The organism is Snodgrassella sp. B3837, assembly GCF_026535955.1.
GTDB lineage: Bacteria > Pseudomonadota > Gammaproteobacteria > Burkholderiales > Neisseriaceae > Snodgrassella > Snodgrassella alvi_E.
The window spans coordinates 181,937-204,307 of record NZ_JAFNPI010000015.1 but is presented as its reverse complement, the minus strand read 5'-3'; the positions used below and the strand labels follow the sequence as shown (position 1 = coordinate 204,307).

General features: G+C 44.0%; 25 protein-coding genes. 4 read left to right on the top strand and 21 right to left on the bottom strand.

Going from position 1 to position 22,371, the window contains the following annotated elements; translation table 11 throughout:
- Nucleotides 1-35: 35 nt before the first annotated feature.
- Nucleotides 36-290 (bottom strand): hypothetical protein, encoded by a 255-nt coding sequence (locus J3U67_RS06080; RefSeq protein ID WP_100140356.1) that lies wholly within the window; start codon nucleotides 288-290, stop codon nucleotides 36-38.
- Between the two features lie 79 nt (nucleotides 291-369).
- On the opposite strand from J3U67_RS06080, the gene J3U67_RS06075 reads away from it, so the two are divergent.
- Entirely contained in the window at nucleotides 370-1,005 is a 636-nt protein-coding gene (locus J3U67_RS06075; protein WP_267404261.1) for a CoA pyrophosphatase, read from the top strand.
- Here the strand turns inward: J3U67_RS06075 and J3U67_RS06070 are convergent.
- Both J3U67_RS06070 and folB read right to left on the bottom strand, forming a co-directional pair.
- Entirely contained in the window at nucleotides 994-1,614 is a 621-nt protein-coding gene (locus tag J3U67_RS06070; protein ID WP_267390593.1) for an NAD(P)H-hydrate epimerase, read from the bottom strand. The two genes, J3U67_RS06075 and J3U67_RS06070, sit on opposite strands and share 12 nt — an antisense overlap.
- A gap of 40 nt (nucleotides 1,615-1,654) precedes the next feature.
- The gene (gene folB / locus J3U67_RS06065) at nucleotides 1,655-2,014 is read right to left on the bottom strand and encodes a dihydroneopterin aldolase (RefSeq protein ID WP_267404259.1); all 360 of its coding nucleotides are present in this window, start codon (nucleotides 2,012-2,014) and stop codon (nucleotides 1,655-1,657) included.
- A gap of 58 nt (nucleotides 2,015-2,072) precedes the next feature.
- Here folB and plsY point away from each other — a divergent pair, with 58 nt between their 5' ends.
- Nucleotides 2,073-2,675: a glycerol-3-phosphate 1-O-acyltransferase PlsY gene (gene plsY, locus J3U67_RS06060; protein ID WP_267404257.1), complete on the top strand. Its 603-nt coding sequence runs from the start codon at nucleotides 2,073-2,075 to the stop codon at nucleotides 2,673-2,675.
- 62 nt (nucleotides 2,676-2,737) lie between these two features.
- On the opposite strand, the gene J3U67_RS06055 is transcribed toward plsY, so the two are convergent.
- From J3U67_RS06055 to J3U67_RS06035, 5 genes are all read right to left on the bottom strand, one after another.
- The gene (locus J3U67_RS06055; protein WP_267404255.1) at nucleotides 2,738-3,412 is read right to left on the bottom strand and encodes a DedA family protein; all 675 of its coding nucleotides are present in this window, start codon (nucleotides 3,410-3,412) and stop codon (nucleotides 2,738-2,740) included.
- A 19-nt stretch (nucleotides 3,413-3,431) separates the two neighbouring features.
- Nucleotides 3,432-4,793: a phosphoglucosamine mutase gene (glmM, locus tag J3U67_RS06050; RefSeq protein WP_267404253.1), complete on the bottom strand. Its 1,362-nt coding sequence runs from the start codon at nucleotides 4,791-4,793 to the stop codon at nucleotides 3,432-3,434.
- A gap of 299 nt (nucleotides 4,794-5,092) precedes the next feature.
- Entirely contained in the window at nucleotides 5,093-5,953 is an 861-nt protein-coding gene (gene folP, locus J3U67_RS06045) for a dihydropteroate synthase (protein WP_267390599.1), read from the bottom strand.
- A gap of 379 nt (nucleotides 5,954-6,332) precedes the next feature.
- Entirely contained in the window at nucleotides 6,333-8,309 is a 1,977-nt protein-coding gene (gene ftsH, locus J3U67_RS06040; RefSeq protein ID WP_267390600.1) for an ATP-dependent zinc metalloprotease FtsH, read from the bottom strand.
- 79 nt (nucleotides 8,310-8,388) lie between these two features.
- Entirely contained in the window at nucleotides 8,389-9,015 is a 627-nt protein-coding gene (locus tag J3U67_RS06035; protein WP_267390601.1) for an RlmE family RNA methyltransferase, read from the bottom strand.
- A gap of 341 nt (nucleotides 9,016-9,356) precedes the next feature.
- On the opposite strand from J3U67_RS06035, the gene yhbY reads away from it, so the two are divergent.
- The gene (yhbY, locus tag J3U67_RS06030) at nucleotides 9,357-9,647 is read left to right on the top strand and encodes a ribosome assembly RNA-binding protein YhbY (RefSeq protein WP_267390602.1); all 291 of its coding nucleotides are present in this window, start codon (nucleotides 9,357-9,359) and stop codon (nucleotides 9,645-9,647) included.
- A gap of 86 nt (nucleotides 9,648-9,733) precedes the next feature.
- On the opposite strand, the gene greA is transcribed toward yhbY, so the two are convergent.
- The 13 genes from greA to J3U67_RS05965 form a co-directional block, all read right to left on the bottom strand.
- Nucleotides 9,734-10,210, bottom strand: coding sequence for a transcription elongation factor GreA (gene greA, locus J3U67_RS06025; protein WP_267390775.1), 477 nt, complete (start codon nucleotides 10,208-10,210; stop codon nucleotides 9,734-9,736).
- Between the two features lie 803 nt (nucleotides 10,211-11,013).
- Nucleotides 11,014-11,544: a single-stranded DNA-binding protein gene (locus J3U67_RS06020; protein ID WP_267404251.1), complete on the bottom strand. Its 531-nt coding sequence runs from the start codon at nucleotides 11,542-11,544 to the stop codon at nucleotides 11,014-11,016.
- 81 nt (nucleotides 11,545-11,625) lie between these two features.
- The gene (locus J3U67_RS06015) at nucleotides 11,626-12,249 is read right to left on the bottom strand and encodes a lytic transglycosylase domain-containing protein (protein ID WP_267390605.1); all 624 of its coding nucleotides are present in this window, start codon (nucleotides 12,247-12,249) and stop codon (nucleotides 11,626-11,628) included.
- A 231-nt stretch (nucleotides 12,250-12,480) separates the two neighbouring features.
- Nucleotides 12,481-12,843: a VacJ gene (locus tag J3U67_RS06010; protein ID WP_267390606.1), complete on the bottom strand. Its 363-nt coding sequence runs from the start codon at nucleotides 12,841-12,843 to the stop codon at nucleotides 12,481-12,483.
- Nucleotides 12,844-12,916: 73 nt separating this feature from the next.
- The gene (locus tag J3U67_RS06005) at nucleotides 12,917-13,846 is read right to left on the bottom strand and encodes a VacJ family lipoprotein (protein ID WP_267390607.1); all 930 of its coding nucleotides are present in this window, start codon (nucleotides 13,844-13,846) and stop codon (nucleotides 12,917-12,919) included.
- Nucleotides 13,843-14,127, bottom strand: coding sequence for an STAS domain-containing protein (locus tag J3U67_RS06000; RefSeq protein WP_267390608.1), 285 nt, complete (start codon nucleotides 14,125-14,127; stop codon nucleotides 13,843-13,845). The genes J3U67_RS06005 and J3U67_RS06000 overlap by 4 nt, the downstream gene beginning before the upstream one ends.
- 2 nt (nucleotides 14,128-14,129) lie before the next feature.
- On the bottom strand, nucleotides 14,130-14,732 hold the full coding sequence (locus J3U67_RS05995) for an MlaC/ttg2D family ABC transporter substrate-binding protein (RefSeq protein WP_267390609.1): 603 nt from the start codon (nucleotides 14,730-14,732) through the stop codon (nucleotides 14,130-14,132).
- A gap of 52 nt (nucleotides 14,733-14,784) precedes the next feature.
- Complete coding sequence (gene mlaD / locus J3U67_RS05990; protein WP_267390610.1) at nucleotides 14,785-15,294, bottom strand: outer membrane lipid asymmetry maintenance protein MlaD; 510 nt, start codon at nucleotides 15,292-15,294, stop codon at nucleotides 14,785-14,787.
- A 24-nt stretch (nucleotides 15,295-15,318) separates the two neighbouring features.
- Nucleotides 15,319-16,095 (bottom strand): lipid asymmetry maintenance ABC transporter permease subunit MlaE, encoded by a 777-nt coding sequence (gene mlaE, locus J3U67_RS05985; protein WP_100157254.1) that lies wholly within the window; start codon nucleotides 16,093-16,095, stop codon nucleotides 15,319-15,321.
- A complete protein-coding gene (locus J3U67_RS05980; RefSeq protein ID WP_100157255.1) occupies nucleotides 16,095-16,895 on the bottom strand; it encodes an ABC transporter ATP-binding protein in 801 nt (266 codons plus the stop codon). The genes mlaE and J3U67_RS05980 overlap by 1 nt, the downstream gene beginning before the upstream one ends.
- 75 nt (nucleotides 16,896-16,970) lie before the next feature.
- Nucleotides 16,971-17,978: a 4-hydroxythreonine-4-phosphate dehydrogenase PdxA gene (gene pdxA / locus J3U67_RS05975; protein ID WP_267390611.1), complete on the bottom strand. Its 1,008-nt coding sequence runs from the start codon at nucleotides 17,976-17,978 to the stop codon at nucleotides 16,971-16,973.
- Nucleotides 17,979-17,980: 2 nt separating this feature from the next.
- Nucleotides 17,981-18,940, bottom strand: a complete 960-nt coding sequence (locus tag J3U67_RS05970; RefSeq protein WP_267390612.1) for a peptidylprolyl isomerase — start codon at nucleotides 18,938-18,940, stop codon at nucleotides 17,981-17,983.
- On the bottom strand, nucleotides 18,940-21,273 hold the full coding sequence (locus J3U67_RS05965) for an LPS-assembly protein LptD (RefSeq protein ID WP_267390613.1): 2,334 nt from the start codon (nucleotides 21,271-21,273) through the stop codon (nucleotides 18,940-18,942). The genes J3U67_RS05970 and J3U67_RS05965 overlap by 1 nt, the downstream gene beginning before the upstream one ends.
- A 59-nt stretch (nucleotides 21,274-21,332) precedes the next feature.
- Here J3U67_RS05965 and amgK point away from each other — a divergent pair, with 59 nt between their 5' ends.
- Nucleotides 21,333-22,337 (top strand): N-acetylmuramate/N-acetylglucosamine kinase AmgK, encoded by a 1,005-nt coding sequence (gene amgK, locus J3U67_RS05960; protein WP_267390614.1) that lies wholly within the window; start codon nucleotides 21,333-21,335, stop codon nucleotides 22,335-22,337.
- The last annotated feature ends 34 nt before the right edge of the window (nucleotides 22,338-22,371 follow it).

Below are 22,371 nucleotides of genomic sequence, written 5' to 3'. Positions count from 1 at the left end.
AGCTAAGGTTTGCTTTTACTGAATAATAAATAATTTTAACTGTTAAATTCATTCAGTTCCCAGGGCAAATCACGACGCTTGTAAACAGGTTTTAACTTTTTTTCATTGCGTAGTTCCTGAGCTGCCCAACGTACATCATACTGCCACGTGTAAAGCAAACTTCCTGATGCTTTTAATTCATGCTCATATTTATCCCATATATATTTACTAACATCTTTAGGCCATCCGGTTCCGCCAAAACTATTCAGAGCTTCGATCACCCATAATTTCATTTTTTCTCTTTTAACCATCTTGAACATTCATCGCTTCTGGCTATTTACACACAAAACATATATATATATTATATAAATGCATATACTAGCCAATATCATGTTTCCCACAACAGACAGCCTCAACCAATTCTTGCATTACGCCAGTAATCATACATCTGCGCATACTCTATTAAACCAACCCCAGCAATCCTTGCGTCAGTTATCTGTTACCTATCGACAAGCTGCAGTGCTCATGCCCTTCGACTGGAACCAAGGCACGCCACAAATCTGGCTCAGTCAGCGCAGTCAGCAGTTGCGGCAGCACAGCGGACAAATTGCTTTTCCTGGTGGACAACTGGAAGCTAATGAAACCCCAATCTGCGCCGCACTGCGCGAAAGTAAAGAAGAAATCGGATTGAATTCCAGCCAGTGGCATCTGGCGGGCACACTACCACCTTGTTATCTACCCAGCGGATTCAAAGTCGTGCCAGTACTGGCCTGGAGTAAAGCACAATTACATTGGCAAGCCAATCAGGCTGAAGTTAGTGACATATTTGCTGTGCCCCTGTCCATTGTTCTGGACAGTAGTCTGTATCAGCAAAGCACTTTTCAATACCAGCAACTTTGGTTTCCAGTTTATCATTTACACCATCAGCAACGGCATATATGGGGAGCCACCGCAGCTATGTTACTGCACATGGCGCAATGTTATCAGGCATGGTGCAGCAGCAGGCCAGTGGCATCAGTCAGATAAGTCAATGCACTGTATCTCACCACATAAAGGCACTGCCTGTGCCAAGCAGTGAGCCGGTTTTAATGCCTGAAAAGCATAAGTCAGCTGTGCCTGAAAACTGCCAGCAGCTACTTTATCCCCATCTCCGGCCACACCACTGGGTATATCCAGTGTCACCCTGAATACACTGGCTTGCGCCACAGTAGCAAAACACTGCCTTACCACCTCAGGCAGCTCACCTCTGAATCCAGTTCCATACACCGCGTCCACTATCAGCTGCATTTCTGGCAACACTTTGTTTAACTGCATAAGCTCGGCATAAACCACCGCTGCAGGCAATCGAGCCCTATTTACCTCTGCCAGAGGTGACAATTGCTGCCCTTGCAACCACATAATTGTCACCGGCCAGTGGTGTTCGGACAATATACGAGCCAGCACCAGACCATCACCTGCATTATTACCTCTACCACAAAGTACCAGCGTATGCTGAGGATAAGAAAAACGGTTCATCAAATCAGCAGCAGCGCGACTGCCAGCATGTTCCATCATTCGGGCATAGCTCAGACCAGTTCGGTTTTGTTCATCTTCCCATGCCTTCATCTTTGCTACAGTCCATATCAGAGCAGACATATCTTTTCCTCTACAACATCTACCACTGTGTTCTGCCCGTTCAGACCGCCAGACGCGAGCGCTCAATCAACACACCAACCTCTTTAACACCAGCCAAAATACCCGGTTTTATCACTTTAACTCGTACCCACAAGGCACCAAAACGCGTCAGTATAAATTGCGCTACATATTCAGCCAGCGCTTCCAGCAATAGAAACTCCTCTTCAGCCAGTGCATCGCGCAAATTTTCTACCACTTTGGCGTAATGAATTGTATCGTCAATATTATCGCTATGTGCAGCCTGACGGAAATCAGTACCGATATCCAGATCCAGCAGCAATGTCTGTCGCTGCTGGCGCTCCCACTGATAAACCCCAATCAGCGTCTGCGCAGTCATGCCATGTAAAAAGATAGTATCCATGTACAACCCTCTGAGCTAAAATGCAAACCCTCAGATTGTAGACTAAAGAAACCATTTTATGGCCAATTACTTTGCGATTATCGGAGCTTATTTGCTCGGTTCCCTGTCTTTTGCCGTGATTGTGTCGCGCTGCATGGGCATGCCTGACCCGCACAGCTACGGTTCCGGCAACCCTGGAGCCACCAATGTCTTGCGCAGTGGCAGAAAAAGTGCCGCTGCCCTGACCTTGCTTGGAGATGCACTGAAAGGTTGGCTGGCTGTGTGGCTGGCCATCCATTTCCAGACAGCATGGCAAATAAGTAACGATACCATCGCTATCACAGCTATTGCAGTTCTACTCGGCCATATGTGGCCAGTATTTTTCAAATTCAAAGGTGGCAAGGGCGTGGCCACAGCATTGGGTATACTTCTTGCTCTATCATGGCCTACTGCCTTACTCTGTGCCGGTGTATGGCTAATTATGGCCTTTGGTTTCAAAGTTTCTTCACTGGCTGCGCTAATCGCTACCCTGATTAGCCCTTTTATCGCTTGGTGGCTGATACCGCACACCAGCTGGGTATATGCTGTAGTGGTGATTGATTTACTTGTACTCTGCCGTCACAAAAGCAACATAAAAAATCTGTTTAGCGGTCGTGAGAGTAAAATTGGTCAAAACAAATAAATCATTCAGCTGCAACCAATAAAAAAGACAGTCAGCAGACTGTCTTTTTTATACTATCAAACTTATTTCAAGTCTTGACGCTGCTGTTTACGCGTACGCCTACGTTCACGAATTTCAGCAATCTTACGTTTAAAAAATTGTATACGCTGTCTTTTTTTCCACCAGTAATACATCAAAGCCAGCACACCTACAGCAATAAGCAAATATACCACAGCCTGAAACTGATGCACTTTATGCATTAGCCAATCAATATTCTCCGCACCATATTCACCCAGATAAACCCATACCGGTACTGAAATCATTGCTGCCAGACCATCCATCAGCAAGAATTTCAGAATCGACACCTTACCACTGACACCTGCTGTGATATAAATCGGCGTACGCAATCCGGGCAGAAAACGGGCAATAAACAGCACTCGACTACCGTATTTATCAAACTTATCCTGTACCTGAGCATAACGTTTAGGCGTCATCACCCGCTGTACGAAACGGAATTTCAGAATACGATGGCCAAACACCCGTCCGGCTGTAAACATCAAGCCGTCGCCCACCAGAACTCCAGCCATACCCACCAAAAACATTGTGTGGACATGTGCATGACCCAGTCCGGCGATTACCCCTCCGGCAACCAGCGTTAGATCTTCCGGTACCGGCACGCCGAAGCCACAAGCTACCAGCACCAGAAAGACTGCCGCATAGCCATATTCAGTAAAAAAAGCTTCCAGCAAAGCAAACATAAAATGTCCGTTCTTCCTTCTATCCGGCCGGACAGATTCTGTCAGCCGCACCTGCTTCAATCGCAGCAGCAATTTTTTCTGCAGCCTGCCGCGCAACTTCATTCTGGCGTGCTTCAACCATTACCCGCACCACTGGTTCTGTACCTGAAGGACGCAGAACTACCCGGCCATCTTCACCCAATTCTACTGATACCTCATCTGCCACGGGATTAGCCACACTCTGCCAGTCCTGCCCAGGCTCAATATGCACATTAATCATCGTTTGCGGAAAAGGTTGCCAATCCGTCAGTATACTGGCCAAATCCAGCTGCAATTCCTGCATGGCTGCAAAGACCTGTAAAGCTGCAATAATGCCATCACCAGTATTATGCTTATCCAGACAAACGATATGGCCTGAGGCTTCTCCACCTAGCCACCATCGATGCTGATGCAGCTGCTCCAGAACATATCGGTCACCCACTTTAGCACGGACAAAATCTATTCCTTGCTTATTAAATGCCTGCTCCATCGCCAGATTCGTCATTGCGGTTCCCACCACTCCGCCATACAAACAACCAGAAGCCGCACGTGCCTTGGCAATAACATAGATTAGCGCATCACCATCGTAGACTTTGCCGGTTCTATCCACCATCATCAGACGGTCACCATCTCCATCCAGCGCAACACCATAATCTGCTTCGTTTTGCAATACAGCTGCCTGAAGTGATTTTGTATAAGTTGCGCCGATTTTCTGATTAATATTATAACCATCCGGTTTATCACCGATGCACACCACATCGGCACCCAATTCATGGAAAACCTTCGGCGCCACATCATAAGCAGCACCATTGGCAGTATCAATCACCAACTTCAGGCCGCGCAGATTAAGATGGCTTGGAAAAGTGGACTTACAAAATTCAATATAACGATCAACAGCGCCATTAATACGCCGCGCACGGCCAAGCTGGCTGGACGGCACTGTCTGCATTGGTTTTTCCAACTCAGATTCAATCTCCAGCTCCAGATGATCGCTCAGCTTTATTCCGCCCTCTGCAAAAAATTTAATTCCATTATCATGGTAAGGATTGTGCGAAGCCGAAATCATCACTCCACAATCTAGACGTAAAGCACGAGTCAGATATGCCACACCTGGGGTAGGCAAAGGTCCGGTAAGCAATACATTAACACCAGCTGCAGTAAAACCAGCCTCCATCGCAGCCTCGAGCATATAGCCAGAGATACGGGTATCCTTACCAATCAGTACAGTGGGTTGATGATCCGTTCCATGCTGCACCAGCACATGACCTGCCGCATAAGCCAATTTCAGTACAAATTCAGGCGTAATCGGAAACTTACCAACCTCACCTCGCACCCCGTCCGTACCGAAATATTTCTTTGCCATTACCTGCTCCGACCAAATAAAACAAAATTGTTATTGTAGAACAGGCACGCCTGTTCAGTCAGTAAATAAAATGGTATTTGAGACCTCAAAAACAAGCCATTTTATCTACAGCATACTATTTACCCAATCAATATTCGCCTAACAAATGTGCAGAATACTTATTCTGTAGATTGTTTCAGGAAATCTTGCGTACTAAATGCCAGCATAAAAAACCATTTTCTGCCAAACCTACGCTTATTTATTACCCAAATGTTTTAACAAAACATAAAAGCGGAACCATATTGATTAAAGTGGCTAAACTAAACACCAAAGCCCAAGGCAGACCATATCTGTAAACCCTGCCTTGTTTCGCGCACATCATGGACTCTCACAATAGCTGCTCCACGTGCCACTGCGGCTACCGCAGCCACTACACTGCCTGCTACTCGCTGTTGCGGCTCGCTTTCAGCCGTCAGCAGACCAATCATCGTTTTACGCGATACACCAATCAAAGCCGGACAGCCGCTCATTTCCTGCCATGTAGCAAAATGCTGCATCAAAGCAATATTATGCTCCAGCGTTTTACCAAAACCAAAGCCAGGATCTATCGTCATCCGCTCACGGCTAATTCCTGCCTGTTCACATACTTGCACTCGTCGGTGTAGATAACTTCCCACTTCGGCCACCACATCTTCATATACCGGATTATGCTGCATATTTTCCGGTTTTCCCTGCATATGCATCAAACACACACCCACATCCGGCTGCTGAGACAGCACCGTCACCGCATCAGCATCTTCAAGTGCCTGAATATCATTGATACCATCAGCCAGTTGTGCTTCGAGCAATCGGCGCATCACCCATGCCCGCCGTGTATCCACCGTTACCGGCACATTCCATCTTCTTAATTCACGCAATAGTGGTTCAATCCGAGCCCATTCTTCCTCCGGGGAAACATAATCAGAACCCGGACGCGAGCTTTCGCCGCCAACATCTAAAATATCTGCCCCGTCTTTCAGTAATTGTTCCGCATGATTCAGAGCCACGGTCAGTGAAGTATTGTAACGACCACCATCAGAAAAAGAGTCCGGCGTTAAATTAACAATCCCCATGATTTTTGGCTGCTTCAAATCTATTTGAAATCGGCCACACTGCCAGTAAGCATGCTTCAAATTATTCATAACTAATTACTATCTTTCTGCACTAATTAATAACACTACACCTTAATTACTTTCTTACTAATACAGCTAAGCATCATTGCCGGTACATCAAACTTTTGTACTTAGTGTCCTTCTCATACTGAAAAAAGGCAATTCATTCTTACCCAAAGACCAGAAGCCTATCAATAGCCTGTGAATATAAATTAAATTACATATACTTATCACCTAGACGAATTTTCGTATTTCGCTCAATTAGCTTTTATTACCAGCTCATAACATCATCATTCACAAGGCTAAATATTGGAAAAATAACCAAATCTCATACTATGAAAAATGGTAAACAATACTACTTACAGATGTAAAAAACGGCAGCTTTGGCTGCCGTTGAAAAACAAATATATTATTGCTCTGACTTCTGCTCTGGTTCAGGCGCTTTCGAGCCAGCATCAGCTGTGTCCGCCGGTACATGCGCATTTTCACTAGCTGAAGCTTCTGCTACAGGCTGCTCGGTTTCAGCTTCTTTTACAACATTATCGCTGTAGTCCTTTGGTGGACTGGGCTGCTTACCAGCCATAATTTCCAGTACCTGATCACGATCAATGGTTTCCCACTCAATCAGAGCTTTAGCCATGGTATGCATCTTGTCACGGTTTTCATCCAAAATCTTATAAGCAACTTCATATTGCTCATCAAGAATACGCCGCACTTCAGCATCCACTTCCTGCATGGTTTTTTCAGAAATATTTTTCGACTGCGTTACGGAACGGCCAAGGAATACTTCATTCTCATTTTCACCATAAACCACCGGCCCCATCTTCTTCGACATCCCATAACGCGTCACCATTTCTCGCGCAATCTGAGTCGCCCGTTCGAAGTCGTTAGAAGCACCGGTAGACACGCGACCAATAAACAGCTGCTCCGCGATACGACCACCAAACAGAATGGAAATCTGATTCAACATCTGGTCTTCATACATACTGATACGGTCACGTTCCGGCAACTGCCAAGTCAGACCTAATGCACGACCGCGCGGCATAATCGTTACTTTATGCACAGGGTCAGTATAGTCCAGCGTTTCTGCAACCACTGCATGACCGGATTCATGGTAAGCAGTAGCTTTTTTCTCGTCCTCATGCATCACCATAGAGCGACGTTCCGGTCCCATATAAATTTTATCTTTAGCATCCTCAAAGTCGCTCATGTCTACTTTAGTTTTGTTGCGACGACCAGCAAACAGCGCAGCCTCATTCACCAAATTGGCCAGATCAGCACCGGAAAATCCAGGCGTACCACGTGCCAGAACCGGTAGATCCACTGATTGATCCAGCGGTACTTTATTAGCATGCACTTTTAGAATCTGTTCACGGCCACGAATATCAGGCAAAGGAACCACAACCTGACGGTCAAAGCGACCAGGACGCATCAGTGCCGGATCCAGCACATCCGGACGGTTAGTAGCAGCAATCACAATAACGGTTGTATTGCTTTCAAAACCATCCATTTCTACTAGCAGCTGATTTAATGTCTGCTCACGTTCATCATTACCACCACCTAGACCAGCACCGCGCTGGCGGCCGACTGCATCAATTTCATCGATGAAAATAATACACGGAGCATTTTTCTTTGCCTGTTCGAACATATCGCGCACACGTGAAGCACCCACACCAACAAACATTTCTACAAAATCAGAACCGGAAATACTGAAAAAAGGTACCTGAGCCTCTCCGGCAATTGCCTTAGCCAGCAAAGTTTTACCAGTACCAGGACTACCACACATCAGAATACCACGGGGCACACGGCCACCCAGCGTCTGATAGCGTTGCGGTGCACGCAGATAATCCACAATTTCCTGAACTTCTTCTTTGGCCTCATCACACCCGGCCACATCGGCAAAGGTAATTTTATTGGCTTCTTTATCCAGTAAACGGGCACGGCTTTTACCGAAAGAAAAGGCACCGCCTTTTCCGCCGCCGCCACCCTGCATAGAGCGCATAAAATAGAACCATACCCCGATCAGCAGCAATACTGGCAAAAGACTGAAAAATAGATTAGTCAGAAATCCCGGTTTTTCTTCCGGAATCACATTGACACGAATATTTTTCGCCATCAGATTACTAACAAAATTAGTTTCCAGCGGAGTCGGCGCATTAGTCGTAAAGGCTGATTTATCATTGCGCAAGCCTTTAACTTGGAAGCCATTAATCACCGAACCTTCAATATTTACGCTAGCAATCTCACCCTTGTTAACCTGCTGAATAAATTGAGAGTATTCAATCTGATGTTTACTCTCTTTTTTCTCAGTGATGGCATTGAATGCGGCCATAAGCACAAGCGCCAGCACCAGCCAGACCAAAAGATTCTTTACGGTATTCCGCACTGTCACAAACTCCTAAGGAGGTTAAATAATTGTTGTTTAGAATAGTGAATCTGACCCAAACCTACACAGGCACAGGCCGTCACAACTGTTTTTTACCGCGGCCAAGCAGATAAATCTCACTAGAGCGGTCTCGTGAAGCTTTAGGCTTACGAATCATAACCTGTGCAAAGCTGTTTTTCATTAGCCGCTGAAACTCTTGCAAACCACTGCCCTGAAACACCTTCACTAGGAAATCTCCATTTTGTTTCAGATGTGCCTGCGCAAACTCCAGACCCAGCTCAGCAAGATACAAACTGCGTGCCTGATCAGTAATGTTATTGCCTGACATATTGGGTGCCATATCACAAATTACAAGATCTAACGCACAGCCGGCTAGCAAACTTTCAAACTGCTGCAGAACATCATTATTCCGGAAATCACCTTGAATAAATTCCACCCCAGCCACCGGTTCCATGGGCAGAATATCCAACGCAAAAACCTTGCCCTGCTTCCCAGCCAGCTTCACGGCAACCTGCGACCAGCTACCTGGCGCACTGCCAAGGTCAGCCACTACCGCACCAGACTTTATCAGATGATCTTTTTCATTGATTTCCAGCAACTTATAGGCTGCACGAGCTCGATAGCCCTCTTTTTGTGCCAGATGAACATAATGATCATTTACATGCTCATTGAGCCATGCACTGGAAGATTTAGAACGAACACCCATGATACAAATTCTTGAAAAAACTCCATCATTGTATCGTGAAATCGCAACAGAATACAGAGCTTAGCCCGTGTAAAACCGCGAAATTAAGCACAATTAAAAACATGTAGGCTACATCAGCCAGCCTCAAATTATATAAATAACAAATTCTTTAATCTTACAAAAAACCCATGTTTTACCAATTACCCATTGCAAATCAGGACAGACCTACATTATCCTTTTTTCATAGAAAGAGATAGATATTAACTATAAAAATTTGTCCGCCTCAATTAGAATAGCTCAATCTGAACTTAACCTGTGTATCTGCTCAACCAATTAGCCGATACAGCGATATGGAAACTTAAATGGCAACTGACAAATTAAACAGCAAAGATAAAATGGCATTGAAAGCGCGTGCACATCAGCTACATGCAGTGGTACTGATTGGCCAGAACGGATTAACAGAAGAAATCATCACAGAAACCAGCCGCAATCTGGATGCACACGAACTGATTAAAGTACAAGTGGCAGGTGACGACCGCACAGCACGCATCGCTATTGCCGAAGCTTTGTGCTCTGCAACAGGCGCTGAACTGATACAACATATAGGCAAACAGCTGGTGTTATATCGACGCAAAACCGAAAAAAATGAATAAACAAAAAGCGATTCATTCTATGAATCGCTTAGTTATTTGAGCGGCGGCATTTAACCGGAAGAAAAAATCAGCGCTTAGCAGGCTGATTAAATATAGAAAACTTCCAGAATTTCGTATTCACGCACCCCACCCGGTGCCTGAACTTCAGCCACATCGCCTTCTTCCTTACCAATGAGTGCACGTGCTATCGGCGAACCAACAAAAATCTTAGCCTGTTTGATATCGGCTTCATCTTCTCCAACAATCTGATAACTCACCACTTCCTCAGTTTCCAGATCCTGCATTTTCACAGTAGCACCGAATACCACCTTACCATCGGCATTGGTTTCTTTCGGGTCGATAATATGTGCTAGAGACAACTTGTGCTCAATTTCTGCAATACGACCTTCAATAAAACCCTGTTTTTCCTTGGCCGCTTCATATTCTGCATTTTCGGACAAATCCCCATGCGAACGAGCTTCAGCAATCGCTTCAATTACCGCCGGACGAGCCACGCTCTTCAGTTCTTGTAGTTCCTGTTTCAGCAAATCAGCGCCCAATATGGTCAACGGAATTTTTTGCATCATATTTCTCCAAGATACCACAGCTAAATACACTTGCGGTATTTCGTATTAATAACAAAAAGCAAGCCGCCCGATTCTGGCGGCTTGCGCTGTTCCATGTATGCTATTTTAGCAGACCAGTATAAAAAATAGCAATGGTTACAACCAAGGCAGCCTGCACATCATAGTCATCGAGCTCACATTAGTATTTAAACTTAATTTAGTTATTTCTGACACATATTTAAGCAAAAATTAAACCCACATAGGCAAACTTCAACTTAATTATCTTAGACTAATACTCCCAAATACTTACTGTTTCTCTTGCTCTTTGAATTTCTTGGCTGAAGTGAATCAGTACAATACACTGCTGGTTAAAACAAATTGATACATAGGATTAAATTTACATTAACAGGCATGAATAAAATGATTAAGAAAATAAAAATTTTTATATAGAAATTTGCACTACTCAGTACAAAATCCCAAAAATTCGCTACCAATAATACTCGCTATATTTATTGAATAATTTATCGTCAATTTGGTTTGAGAGTAAAAAAATATTCATTTATTATAATGTTTTATAATTGTTAGGATAATTTCTCTACTATTAGCTAATATCGAATAGTGCAAAATTTGTATTTACAATACAAATATCAATAATTTATAGCTTAAATATACAATTTATCAACCGTATTTAATTTATAAATATCATTTTCAGCTGTGGTTAAACGAAATGCCTTTTGGACAATTCATCCAAAAGGCAAAATCTTCATAGATTTGAAATTTCAAATTGCTGATTCAGATAAGAGGCAACAAAAAAATCAAGATTAAAATGGGATATCATCATCAATATCATCTATTGGTGCCGGTGCAGGTGCTGGACGTGGAGCCTGACGACGTGGAGCAGCCGGTGGTGGGCTAGAGGCGGCAGGTGCAGCATCATAGCCAGCCTGACTAAAATTACCACCCTGAGCGTATTCAGCTCCGCCGCCCATCTGATCATAGCTGCCACTTGCAGCGCCTGTATCATTGCGGCTACCCAGCATTTTCATTTCACTTCCGATGATGTCATAAGCCGTTCGTTCGATTCCATCCTTACCACTATATTTACGGCTCTGGATTCGGCCTTCGATAAATACCTGACTTCCCTTGCGCAGATACTGGCTGGCAATTTCGCCCAGTTTGCCAAACAGCGTGATATTGTGCCATTCGGTTCGGGTCTGGCGCTCGCCATTACGGTCACGCCACTGTTCATCAGTAGCAATGGAAAAGTTGGTTACGGCATCGCCACTAGGCATATAACGCGTTTCAGGGTCTCGACCCAAACGGCCAACCAGGATGACTTTATTAACAGACATGGTGGTTTCCTAATAATAAGTGCAGGCTGTCTTGCAGGACAACCCATGTTAAAAGTAAATCTGTGCTATTGCAGAATGGGTTCACGCCCATTGCCAGTGCCGCTGCCAAGCGCTGATAACCGCATTTGAATAAGTAGTCCGGCCTAAACTACCATTATACCGCGCAAGTGCGCGAGCCATATTACCATTCTCACGATTGCGATAATATCGCAGAATGGTACAACCATAGCGTAAGTTAGTGCGAATATCGAATAAGTTATGTTCCGGCCGCCCAATCTGTCTGACCCAGAATGGCATAACCTGCATTAAACCGCGTGCGCCAACGCCGGAAATTGCATATTGTCGGAAACGGCTTTCTACTTCTATCAGACCGAGTATTACCTGCGTATCCAGACCGGCGCGCATGGATTCGTATTGAATATTAGTCAGTAAACGTTTGCGCGCATAATCATCTGGAACATATGGCGTCAGTCTTGTTGACATCGCGTTTAACCAACGATTTGCCTCTGCTGCAGAAGCAAATATAAGCCGTGGGGGATTAGCATTGCTGACCGCATTCCGCATTACAGAAGCCACATCATCAGAAAGAGTTTCCTCGCGTTGTGCACCAGCCATAGCAAAGCGAGGTAGAGTTGCTCCAAATACCGCTGCACTGCCTGCTAGAAGCAAATGTCGACGCGATATCGACTTACTACTGTACTGCATATGGATAAATTCCGAATCTATACGGTGGACAAACCGTTTTGAAATTTTGGGTATACATTAGGTGTGATATTTTAAATCATGTTATTAGGATTAAAGTATTGGTAAGAGAATATAGTTTAACAGATAAGCAAAAGGATTTTTCAATACAACAGAATAAGGGCTGAGAACAGTCAGGCAATGCAAAAAAGCCGATGCATAACATTGGCTTTTTTAATAAATGATTTCTCTAGTTTAATTCAAGGTAATTGGTACAAAAGCTTCTCGCGCCAGTTCTTCCTGTGCTAAATCAGTGACTACTGTGGAAATTTTTATTCCAAACCAGCTTTTAAATATCTCCAGATTTATGGCTGGCCAGAGATTTTCATCCTCACACCAGTCCGCCAGCTCTGCAGCAAAGATATCCTGATAACGTTCTTCTATTTCCACCCACAAGTCATCTATATCTTCACAGGCAGAAGTCAGATAAGCATTTGCGTCCTGCTGTAATATTTCAAGTGACAATTCATCCAGATCTATATTCGGCAGATTTTGCAGCCATATCCAAAAAGGATCAAGCGGTACAAGCAAAAATACACTGCGGTTAACTTCATACATATTTGTATTCCTGTTGTGCTATAAGCTGAATTTCAATTAATAACTGGCGTTTTAAAAAGACATTAACACAGATTTAGTGCATATCCCAGTAAGATGAAACAGATGTCGCTGCACTATCTGGTTGAGTTTTATCGGCTGATTCATCTGAAATAGTTTCAGCCTTATCAGCAGCAGTGTTGTCAGTAGAAACAGCTGCTTTATCGGCTTTCACAACCGGAGCTTGGTCAACCTGTTTTGCAGATTGCGGCTGAGTATTAGCTGCATCACTGTCAGGAGCCACCAGAGTATCGATATCATCATCGTCGTCATCGTCATCATCTGGAAACAGTGTTCCTCCTACCTGCTTATTGCGTAATTTCATATACACATCACGCATATAAGTGTAACGATCCAACGCAGCATCATTCAAACTGTCAGTTACATCCAGTAAGCTTTCACGAGTGGCAACACCATTCAATCCGGCCAGACTCCAACGTACAGCATCATCCTTAAAAATGGCATTTTCAACAGGAAAGGCGTCTGTAATAGTGCTGCCAATACTATCGCGCACAGTAGACGGTCCAAATATCGGATAAACAAAATAATTACTGTTTTTCCAGCCCCAAGAAGCAAATGTGTCACCAAGAGTATTTTTATTATTTGGAATTTGGCCTGCGTCAGCAATATCCAATAATCCACCCAAACCAAAAGTAGTATTGATCCCTACCCGAACAAAATCTGTACTGGCTTTCTCAATATCCAGTCGCAGCAGATTACTGCCGAAACTAACTACATCTCGCAGATTATTGAAAAAGTTGTTCACTCCGGTTCGTACCGGAGAAGGTGTAACTTTACGATATCCACGTGCAACAGGTGTCATGATATATTGATCCAAGTGATCGTTGATATTAAACATCACCCGGTTATAACCTTCATACGGATCTTTATAGGGCTGATCTTCAGCCCAGCCCGCCTGACACAGAAACAACAACAGTGTGGTAGCCAGTAATTTTTTTTTACTCATTGTAACGATTCCTCTACACCGTACAGTGCCATTAGGGTAATCAGCCCTGCCGGTACACCTGCGATGTGCAACATAAATTTCTGTCTGTGTGCCAATCTTTTAGCAGCCACGAGTAAAGCTACACAGGCTGAATCGGCTTCGGTCACCCCACTGACATCCACTTTTTCAACTTTACCACTGCGGATACAGTCACTGAACTGCTTATAATCGTTCTCTCCTACTGTACTCATGGTGACTTTGTCATGAATCATCAGGGTTTTTCCCTGCACAGTGGTTTGCATAATTATCTACCGTTTTTAGCGCGTAACTCAGCTACCAGACCGTCAATACCTTTCTGGCTGATGGTCTGATTAAATTGGTTACGGTATACAGTAACCAGGCTGGCTCCTTCTACAGCAACATTATAAATCCGGTACATATTGCCAGACTGATACATTGTGTAATCCATACGTACTGGCTTACTGTTAGGAGTAGTGACATCCACACGTACAATAATTTCACGCCCTTTTTTATTAACAACAGGATTGTTGTAAACATTCGCTTTTGCGTTTCTGAATTTGAGCATGGTACCGGAATAGGTACGAATCAGTAGTGTTTTAAATTCTTTTGTCAGATCCTGTTGCTGGGCAGGTGTAGCAGTACGCCAAGGTGCTCCGACAGCCAGAGCAGTCATGCGTTCAAAATCAAAATAAGGAATGGCATAATTTTCCGCCTGACGCCGTACCTGCTCGTCATTTTTACCATTAGCGGCCCCCAGTATATTCAGTACTTGAGTAGCATTCTCCTTTAGCTGGCCTACAGCCTGTTGTGGCGAAGCAATAGCCATGCTGATACTCATGATACAAATGCTTAATGCACCCAAAAATTTAGATTTGTTTAGTTTCATTATAAATAAGCCTTAAAATTAAATTTTATTAGTTTTACAACTTCAATTGCTTTTATTCACTGGCAGCAGTGCTGTCAGCCGTTTTTTTGTGATCATCTTTAGCGTTGCCTTCAGCAAAGTTGGTCATAAATTTCCCAATAAGCTGTTCCAGTACCAAAGCAGAGCTAGTAATGGTAATGGTATCTCCGTCGGCAAGATTATCTGGATCTCCACCCTGCTCCAACCCCACATACTGATCACCGAGTAATCCGGATGTCAGAATTTGCGCAGAAGTATCTGTGCTAAATTGGTACTGTTTATCAATTTTTAAAGTTACTTTTGCCCAATAGGTTTTTGGATCAAGTACTATTTTGTCTACCCGTCCTACCACTACACCAGCAGCTTTAACTGGGGCCTGTGCTTTGAGCCCTCCAATATCACTGAATGATGCAGATAAAGTATAAGTAGGCTGTGAAGAACCGATACCATTTCCGCCTGCTACACGAAAAGATAAAAACAATATTGCCACGATGCCTATTAAGACAAATAGACCAACCAGCATTTCTAGACTGTTTTTTTTCATATCATTATCCTGTTAATCCATATCTTATTTGGTAAACATCAGTGCGGTCAGCATAAAATCCACTGCCAGAATGGTCAGGGAGCTGGATACCACGGTTCGTGTATTGGCACGCAGAATACCTTCTGAAGTAGGTTGTGCATAAAAACCCTGATAAACTGCAATCAGTGTGACGATCACACCAAATACCAGCGATTTAATCAGGCCGTTTACCACATCATAATAGAAATCCAGATTATTCTGCATCTGCCCCCAAAATACACCGTCATCCATACCAAAATATTTTACGCCGATCAGATAAGCACCATAGACACCGGCCACATTAAAGATGGAAGCCAACAAAGGCATGGAGAGCACACCTGCCCAAAACCGTGGTGCCACAACTCTAGCCACTGGATCAATGGCCATAACATTCATGGCTTCAAGCTGCTCTGTTGTTTTCATTAGCCCGATTTCACTGGTCATGGCACCTCCTGCGCTGCTAGCAAATAGAATGGCTGCCAGTACAGGTCCCAGTTCGCGCAGCATAGCAGCAGCCACCATATATCCCAATATATCAGCCGATTTAAATTTCGCCAGCTGTGTATAAGCTTGTAATCCCAGCACCATACCGACAAACAGGCCAGATACGGCAATGATGATAATGGAAAGTACCCCAGAAAAATACATTTGCCTTATCATCAGTCCCGGCCGGCGTAACACTGTTCCGCTGCGCAATAACGCAGCAAACAGAAATAAAGTGGCGCGCCCAAGGTGCTGGACAAAACTGAGGGTTTTTGCACCCAGTTCTTCTATAGCTTTCATCACGCGATGTCTAAATCCTGTTGTAAGGTAGTGGTTGCCGGATAGCGAAATGCCACCGGCCCGTCAGCCTGACCATGTATAAACTGATTTACCCATGGTGAATCCAGTTCACGCATTTGGTGTGGTGAACCGGAAAAAATAATTTCCCCATGTGCCAGAAAAACCACATGGCTGGCTATATCCAGTGATTGCTGTATATCGTGTGTCACCATTACACTCGTGGTTTGCAAAGCTTTGTTTACTTTACTTACCAAGCCTGCTATCACACCCAGCGAAATTGGATCCAGACCGGTAAATGGCTCATCATATAGCAATAAGGCCGGATCAAGTGCAATAGTGCGTGCTAGTGCCACTCGGCGGGACATACCGCCGGAAAGTTCGGACGGCATTAATTTTTCTACGCCACGCAAACCTACCGCATTCAGTTTCATGATTACCAGATCATGAATCATGCTTTCTGGTAAATCAGTGTGTTCGCGCATCGGAAAAGCCACATTATCGAAAACCGACAAATCTGTAAACAGCGCACCAAACTGAAACAGAACACCCATATTGCGGCGATGATGATACAACTCTTCGCGGCTGAATTTAGCAATATCGCGGCCATTAATCAGCACCTGTCCCTGCTGCGCGGTAATCTGACCAGTAATCAAGCGTAGCAAGGTGGTCTTACCGCTACCAGAACTGCCCATGATTGCGGTAAAACTGCCTTGCTCCAGCTTAAAATTTATGTTTTTAAGAATGGGTCGATCGCCATAGGCAAAAACCACATCCTTCATTTCAATAAACGGCGTAGCCATATCAGTATTTTCCATGCCGTACGTTAATCTGATTTTATGATGTCTGCCCGTATTTATCAATTACGGGTAAGTGCATTATTCGAACTTACTTCTGTGACACATTTCAATCGCACTGCTGACCGCCGCAAATAAACTGCTGCTGCTGGCTTTCCCCGTCCCGGCAAGGTCCAGAGCAGTACCATGATCTACTGAAGTACGTATAAATGGTAATCCCAGAGTGATATTCACTCCTTCGCCAAAACTGGCATATTTTAATACAGGCAGTCCCTGATCATGATACATAGCCAAAACCGCGTCTGCTTCTTTAAGCATAAATGGCTGAAATAGTGTATCTGCTGGAAAAGGGCCGCTGACTTGCATATTTTGCTGTTGCAACTTCTTAATCACAGGAGTGATAATAGTATTTTCTTCATGTCCCAAATGTCCGTTTTCTCCGGCATGCGGATTGAGTCCGGCAACAAGAATGCGTGGCTGTGACAGACCAAATTTATGCTGTAAGTCACGATGCAGGATAATAAGAACTTCTGTCAATAATTCAGCCGTCAGCGCATCAGCTACTTTTCGCAATGGTAAATGAGTTGTAGCCAGAGCTACTTTCAAACCGCCTCCAGCCAGCATCATAACCACTAAGGGCGTATCACTTTTTGCTGCCAAATATTCGGTATGTCCACTGAAAGGTATACCGCTATCATTGATGATACCTTTGTGTACAGGTGCAGTGACCATGGCCGCAAATTCACCCTGTTCAATACCTGCATATGCTCTATTTAGCAACTGCAAAACATAATCTGCATTGTGAACATCCAATAAACCGGCCTGCACTGGTACTTGTACGGGAATATGACAAACTTCCAGCATTCCTTTTATCGGCTGAGTATCTCGCTGATAAGACTGAATAAAAATATGTTTACCCAATAATGCAGCCCGCTGCTCCAACAGCCGTTTATCACCCAGAACCACAATGCGTACCGGCAAATCAGCGCCAGCCAGATCCAAACAGATATCCGGACCAATTCCTGAAGGCTCGCCACTGGTAATGGCAATCACAGGCTGCTGATGAGAAAAATTCACCCCTCTCACCATTTTCAGTCCTGAGGTCGAACATTGATATATGCCTGATCCTCCAATTGCTTCAGGAAATTCTGTAATAATAGTTCTCGTTTTTCCTGCACCAGCACTGCACGCATGCCATTACGCTGACGTTCTGCTGGAGTGTCATTGCTTCTGACATCAATCAATCGAATTACATGCCATCCGAATTGAGTACGAACTGGCATCGATATCTGTCCCGGCTGTAAAGATTTAACAGCCGCCTCAAACGGCGGGACAGTTTCACCATCTATAATCCATCCCAAATCACCACCATTTTGAGCACTGCCATCTTGAGAATACTGGCGAGCTAACTGTTCAAACGATGCACCAGAACGTGCCTGCTGGGCAATCTGCTCAATCAGTTTGCGAGTAATATCATTATCATTTTTCAAAAGAATATGTTGCACATGATAAGAATATGCTGTGATAGGAGGTGGTAAAGGACGACCATCCTGCTGAGCACGGGCAATGGCATCATCAATTTCAGCATCACTTACCTGACTTTTACCCATCACTTCACTCTGCTCTATTTTTTGAGCTAAAAGATTTTCAGTCATGGTGCGTCGCAGTTGATTTTCACTGATACCTTCTTTGGCAATACGCTGAATTAGCTCTTTAGCCGTCATATGGCGCTGAGCGGCAAATTGTTCAATTGCTTCATTTACATCGGCATTACTCAAACGAATATTGGCACGTTTGGCCGCTTGTACCAATAAATCTTTGCGTATCAATTGTGCCAGTGCCTGCTGCTCTAAATCAGCTGCACTAACTGATTTGCCTTTAGGCAGTTGTGAACGCATCTGATTAGTCACCAAATCCAGCTCTTGCTTAGTTATTACATCATCATTGACGACAGCAACAATGTTATCAACCGGTTTGATATCTAGTGCCAGTGCAGAAGGAATGGCCACGGCCATTATGCTTGTTGCCAACCATTTATGTATGCGCTTCATTAATGTTTTACCTCGTAAGTATTGCTGTAACCGGGAATTTGTGAACCAAGCTGGCTAAGAGGACCATTACCCACTCCGGTCAGGTCTCGCAACTGTAATTGAAATAATACGGCGGTTTTACGTTTTTTATAGTCATCTGTATAGCGTGCACCGACTAGGCCCGCACTCCAGCAGTGGCAAGGACTCTGATATTCCAGACCAATGGTCTGATTAAGGGTGACACTGTGAGCAAAATCATAATTTTGACGCGCAACAAGATAATAATTGCGGCTTACCGGCCACTGGACTCCTACATCAATAGAACGCATTTTGCCATAAACATCATCATAGAGATTTTCATCACGACCATATTTGTAACGAACACTAATGGTTTTACCAGGTTTTGGCGTGTAGCGGATGCCAAAATTATAACTTTCAGATGTTTTCAGATCCTGATTGTAATGCCATTTGGATTCAGCAGTAATGTGATTACTCAGAGCCGCACGACCAAAAGCCACCATGTCTGAGCGTTTGCGTTCTTTGTTTTTCGGAGTGTTTTCATTCAGTTTAACATTATCATCCTGAAAATAAAAACGCTGGCCAATACCGGCCGCAAATCGTTCAATGCCAGTAGTACTATCATATACACGTGATTGCAATGCAGTAGTCAGAAAATTAGCCGCATTGATTCTATCCTGACCGGAATACCGGTTTTCACGGAACAACTGATCATAAGTAAAACTGTTTTCAGCTGTATCAAATAAGGGCATATCTTCTTGATTGCGTCGTGGTATATATGTATAGAACAAGCGTGGTTCCAGTGTCTGAATAAACCCTTTATGCATGTTTTTAGTTTTCCACAACCGCTCAAACGTCATACCTGAATCTACGCTGAGCAAAGGAACTGCACGATCCATGCTGCGTTTATCCTGATTATTCTGTTTGCTCATATCGTAATGTGTGGCATGGAAACTCAGCTTAGGCCGTACATATCCCCATGTGGTAGAGTAATCAGCGGTCAAAGATGGAAATAATACCAGCCGCGTACCATTCGGATATTTATTCAGCCAATCTTTATGACCCGTTTCTTTGCCTTCAAATCGGGTAGCTTCTGCATATACATTTACGGCGTAATGGTTGCCAAAGTAACGGTTCCATGTGGCAGACAGGCGTGGCAGGCGTGAATAAGGTTGATCTTTATAGCCACTGGTAGAAGCCAATGTCTGATATTTTTGCACCATCAGGTTACCGTCAAATGTACCACCCCATATATCTTGATGATAATTTAGCCAAGCCTGTCGGTTCAGATTTACACTACCACTATCACCGCTCCAGAAATCTCGGCGGTAATCATCATCAGAAACCTGATGATAATCAATGCCACCGCTTAAGCCTTTTGCTAGCTGTTGTGTGTGGGTGAAATCTACTTCAGCACGATTTTTGTGGCTACTCTTCTGGTCACTGGGTACCCAGTCAGCACTAAGCTGTCCCTGATATTTCGGTTGTAGATAGCGAAAATCACCTCCGAGTTGGATGCCGCGGCTACTGATTAAATGGGGTCGGATAGTAGCATCATAATTCGGAGCCAGATTCAGATAATAGGGGGTCATCAGCTCAAAACCATCAGAACCGCCCTTAATGGTTGGAGCAAGAAAACCGCTCTTACGGCTGCCATTTAGTGGAAAATCAATCCATGGTGTATAGAATAGAGGCACTCCGCCAAAAACCAGTGTTGCATTACGAGCCACACCAACGTTTTTATCGTAATCCAAATCAATACTACCGGAACGAATATACCAGCTGTCATCACCTGGATTACAGGTATTGAACTTGGCACTTTGCAAACGATAGCGATTTTTACCGCCCATCTGTATTTCGTCACCAACGCCTTGTAGACGACGGTTGTCCTTTTCCATTTCAAAGCGGCCGGCATCACCCACTCCGGTACTTTTAGCCATGTCATAAGTTACATGCTCGCCGCTGACGCGGCTTTCACCATTATCCAGTGTAAAATGGTCTCCAGCTTTGATAATCTGGCTTTGCTGATCATAATCAGCCCAGTCTGAGTTCAGGGTGACATCATTACGTTCAATAATCACATTGCCTTTGGCATGCACTTGCACTTGTGATTGTCCATTGACGTCATCAGCCACAACCCGCGTTACGTCTGTACCCGGATTGGATTCACCACTGCTTTGCACAGGTTTGACAAAGTGTTTCGGACGCTGAGGTGCGGTACAGACATTACCCTCACCCATAGAAAGAGGAGAAGCAGCCAAAGCTAGTGCTGGAAAAGCACAAAACACAGTTGTTAAGGCCAATGCCAATGGTTTGGGGGAAAATATGTAGGACAAAGTATCACCTAAACGGCTTTGCCAGTTAAAATAGTGTTTATTTTAACCTGAAAAATGCCATGCAACGAGAATCCGAACTAAAAAAATGGTTACATACATGTTATCCGCAACAGGATTTTGTTCTTAGCTTTGCTGCTGCTGATGCTGATTTCCGCCGTTATTTCCGAGCTGTTTTCAAGGATAACCACAGTGTAATCTGTATGGATGCGCCACCTGATAAAATGAGCATTCAGCCTTATATCAAGGTCCAGCACCTTTTTCAGGCCATAAATGTACCCAAAATCTATCATGCAGACGCGCAAAAAGGATTTATGGCATTGGAGGATTTCGGACATACGCCCTATCTGGCAGCACTATTGCAAGATAAACGTCCAGAAGTGCATAAAATACTATTACTGGAAGCAGTTGATGAGTTAATTACCCTGCAAAAGGCTAGTCTACCAGATCAACTACCAATATATGATGAAACGGTCATGACACGAGAAATGCAACTGTTTCCAGAATGGTATGTACAAAAAGAACTTGGCTTATCTCTGACTGAAAAACAGAAACATCTGTGGCAACAGGCTGTATCTGCCGTTTTACCGGTCATTCTGGCTCAACCACAGGTTTATGTACACCGTGACTACATTGTACGTAATATTATGCTTACTCGTGGCCGCCCCGGTATTCTGGATTTTCAGGATGCATTATACGGTCCAATTACTTATGATTTAGTCTCGTTGCTTCGCGATGCTTTTATTGAATGGGATGAAGAATTTGTACTGGACATCGTTATTCGATACTGGGAGAAGGCTCGGGCTGCCGGACTACCGGTTCATAATGATTTTGACCATTTCTACCGTGATTTTGAATTGATGGGCGTGCAGCGTCATCTGAAAGTAGCCGGTATTTTTGCCCGATTGTATTATCGTGATGGTAAAGACAAATACCGTAGTGAAATTCATCGCTTCCTAAAATATTTACGTAAGACTAGCCGACGTTATCATGAATTGCGCCCATTATTACAATTAATCACTGAATTGATCGGAGCTGAAGAAATTCAGACCGGCTATACTTTCTGAAAATATTTTGCAATAATCAAGCAAGCTGCTAAAT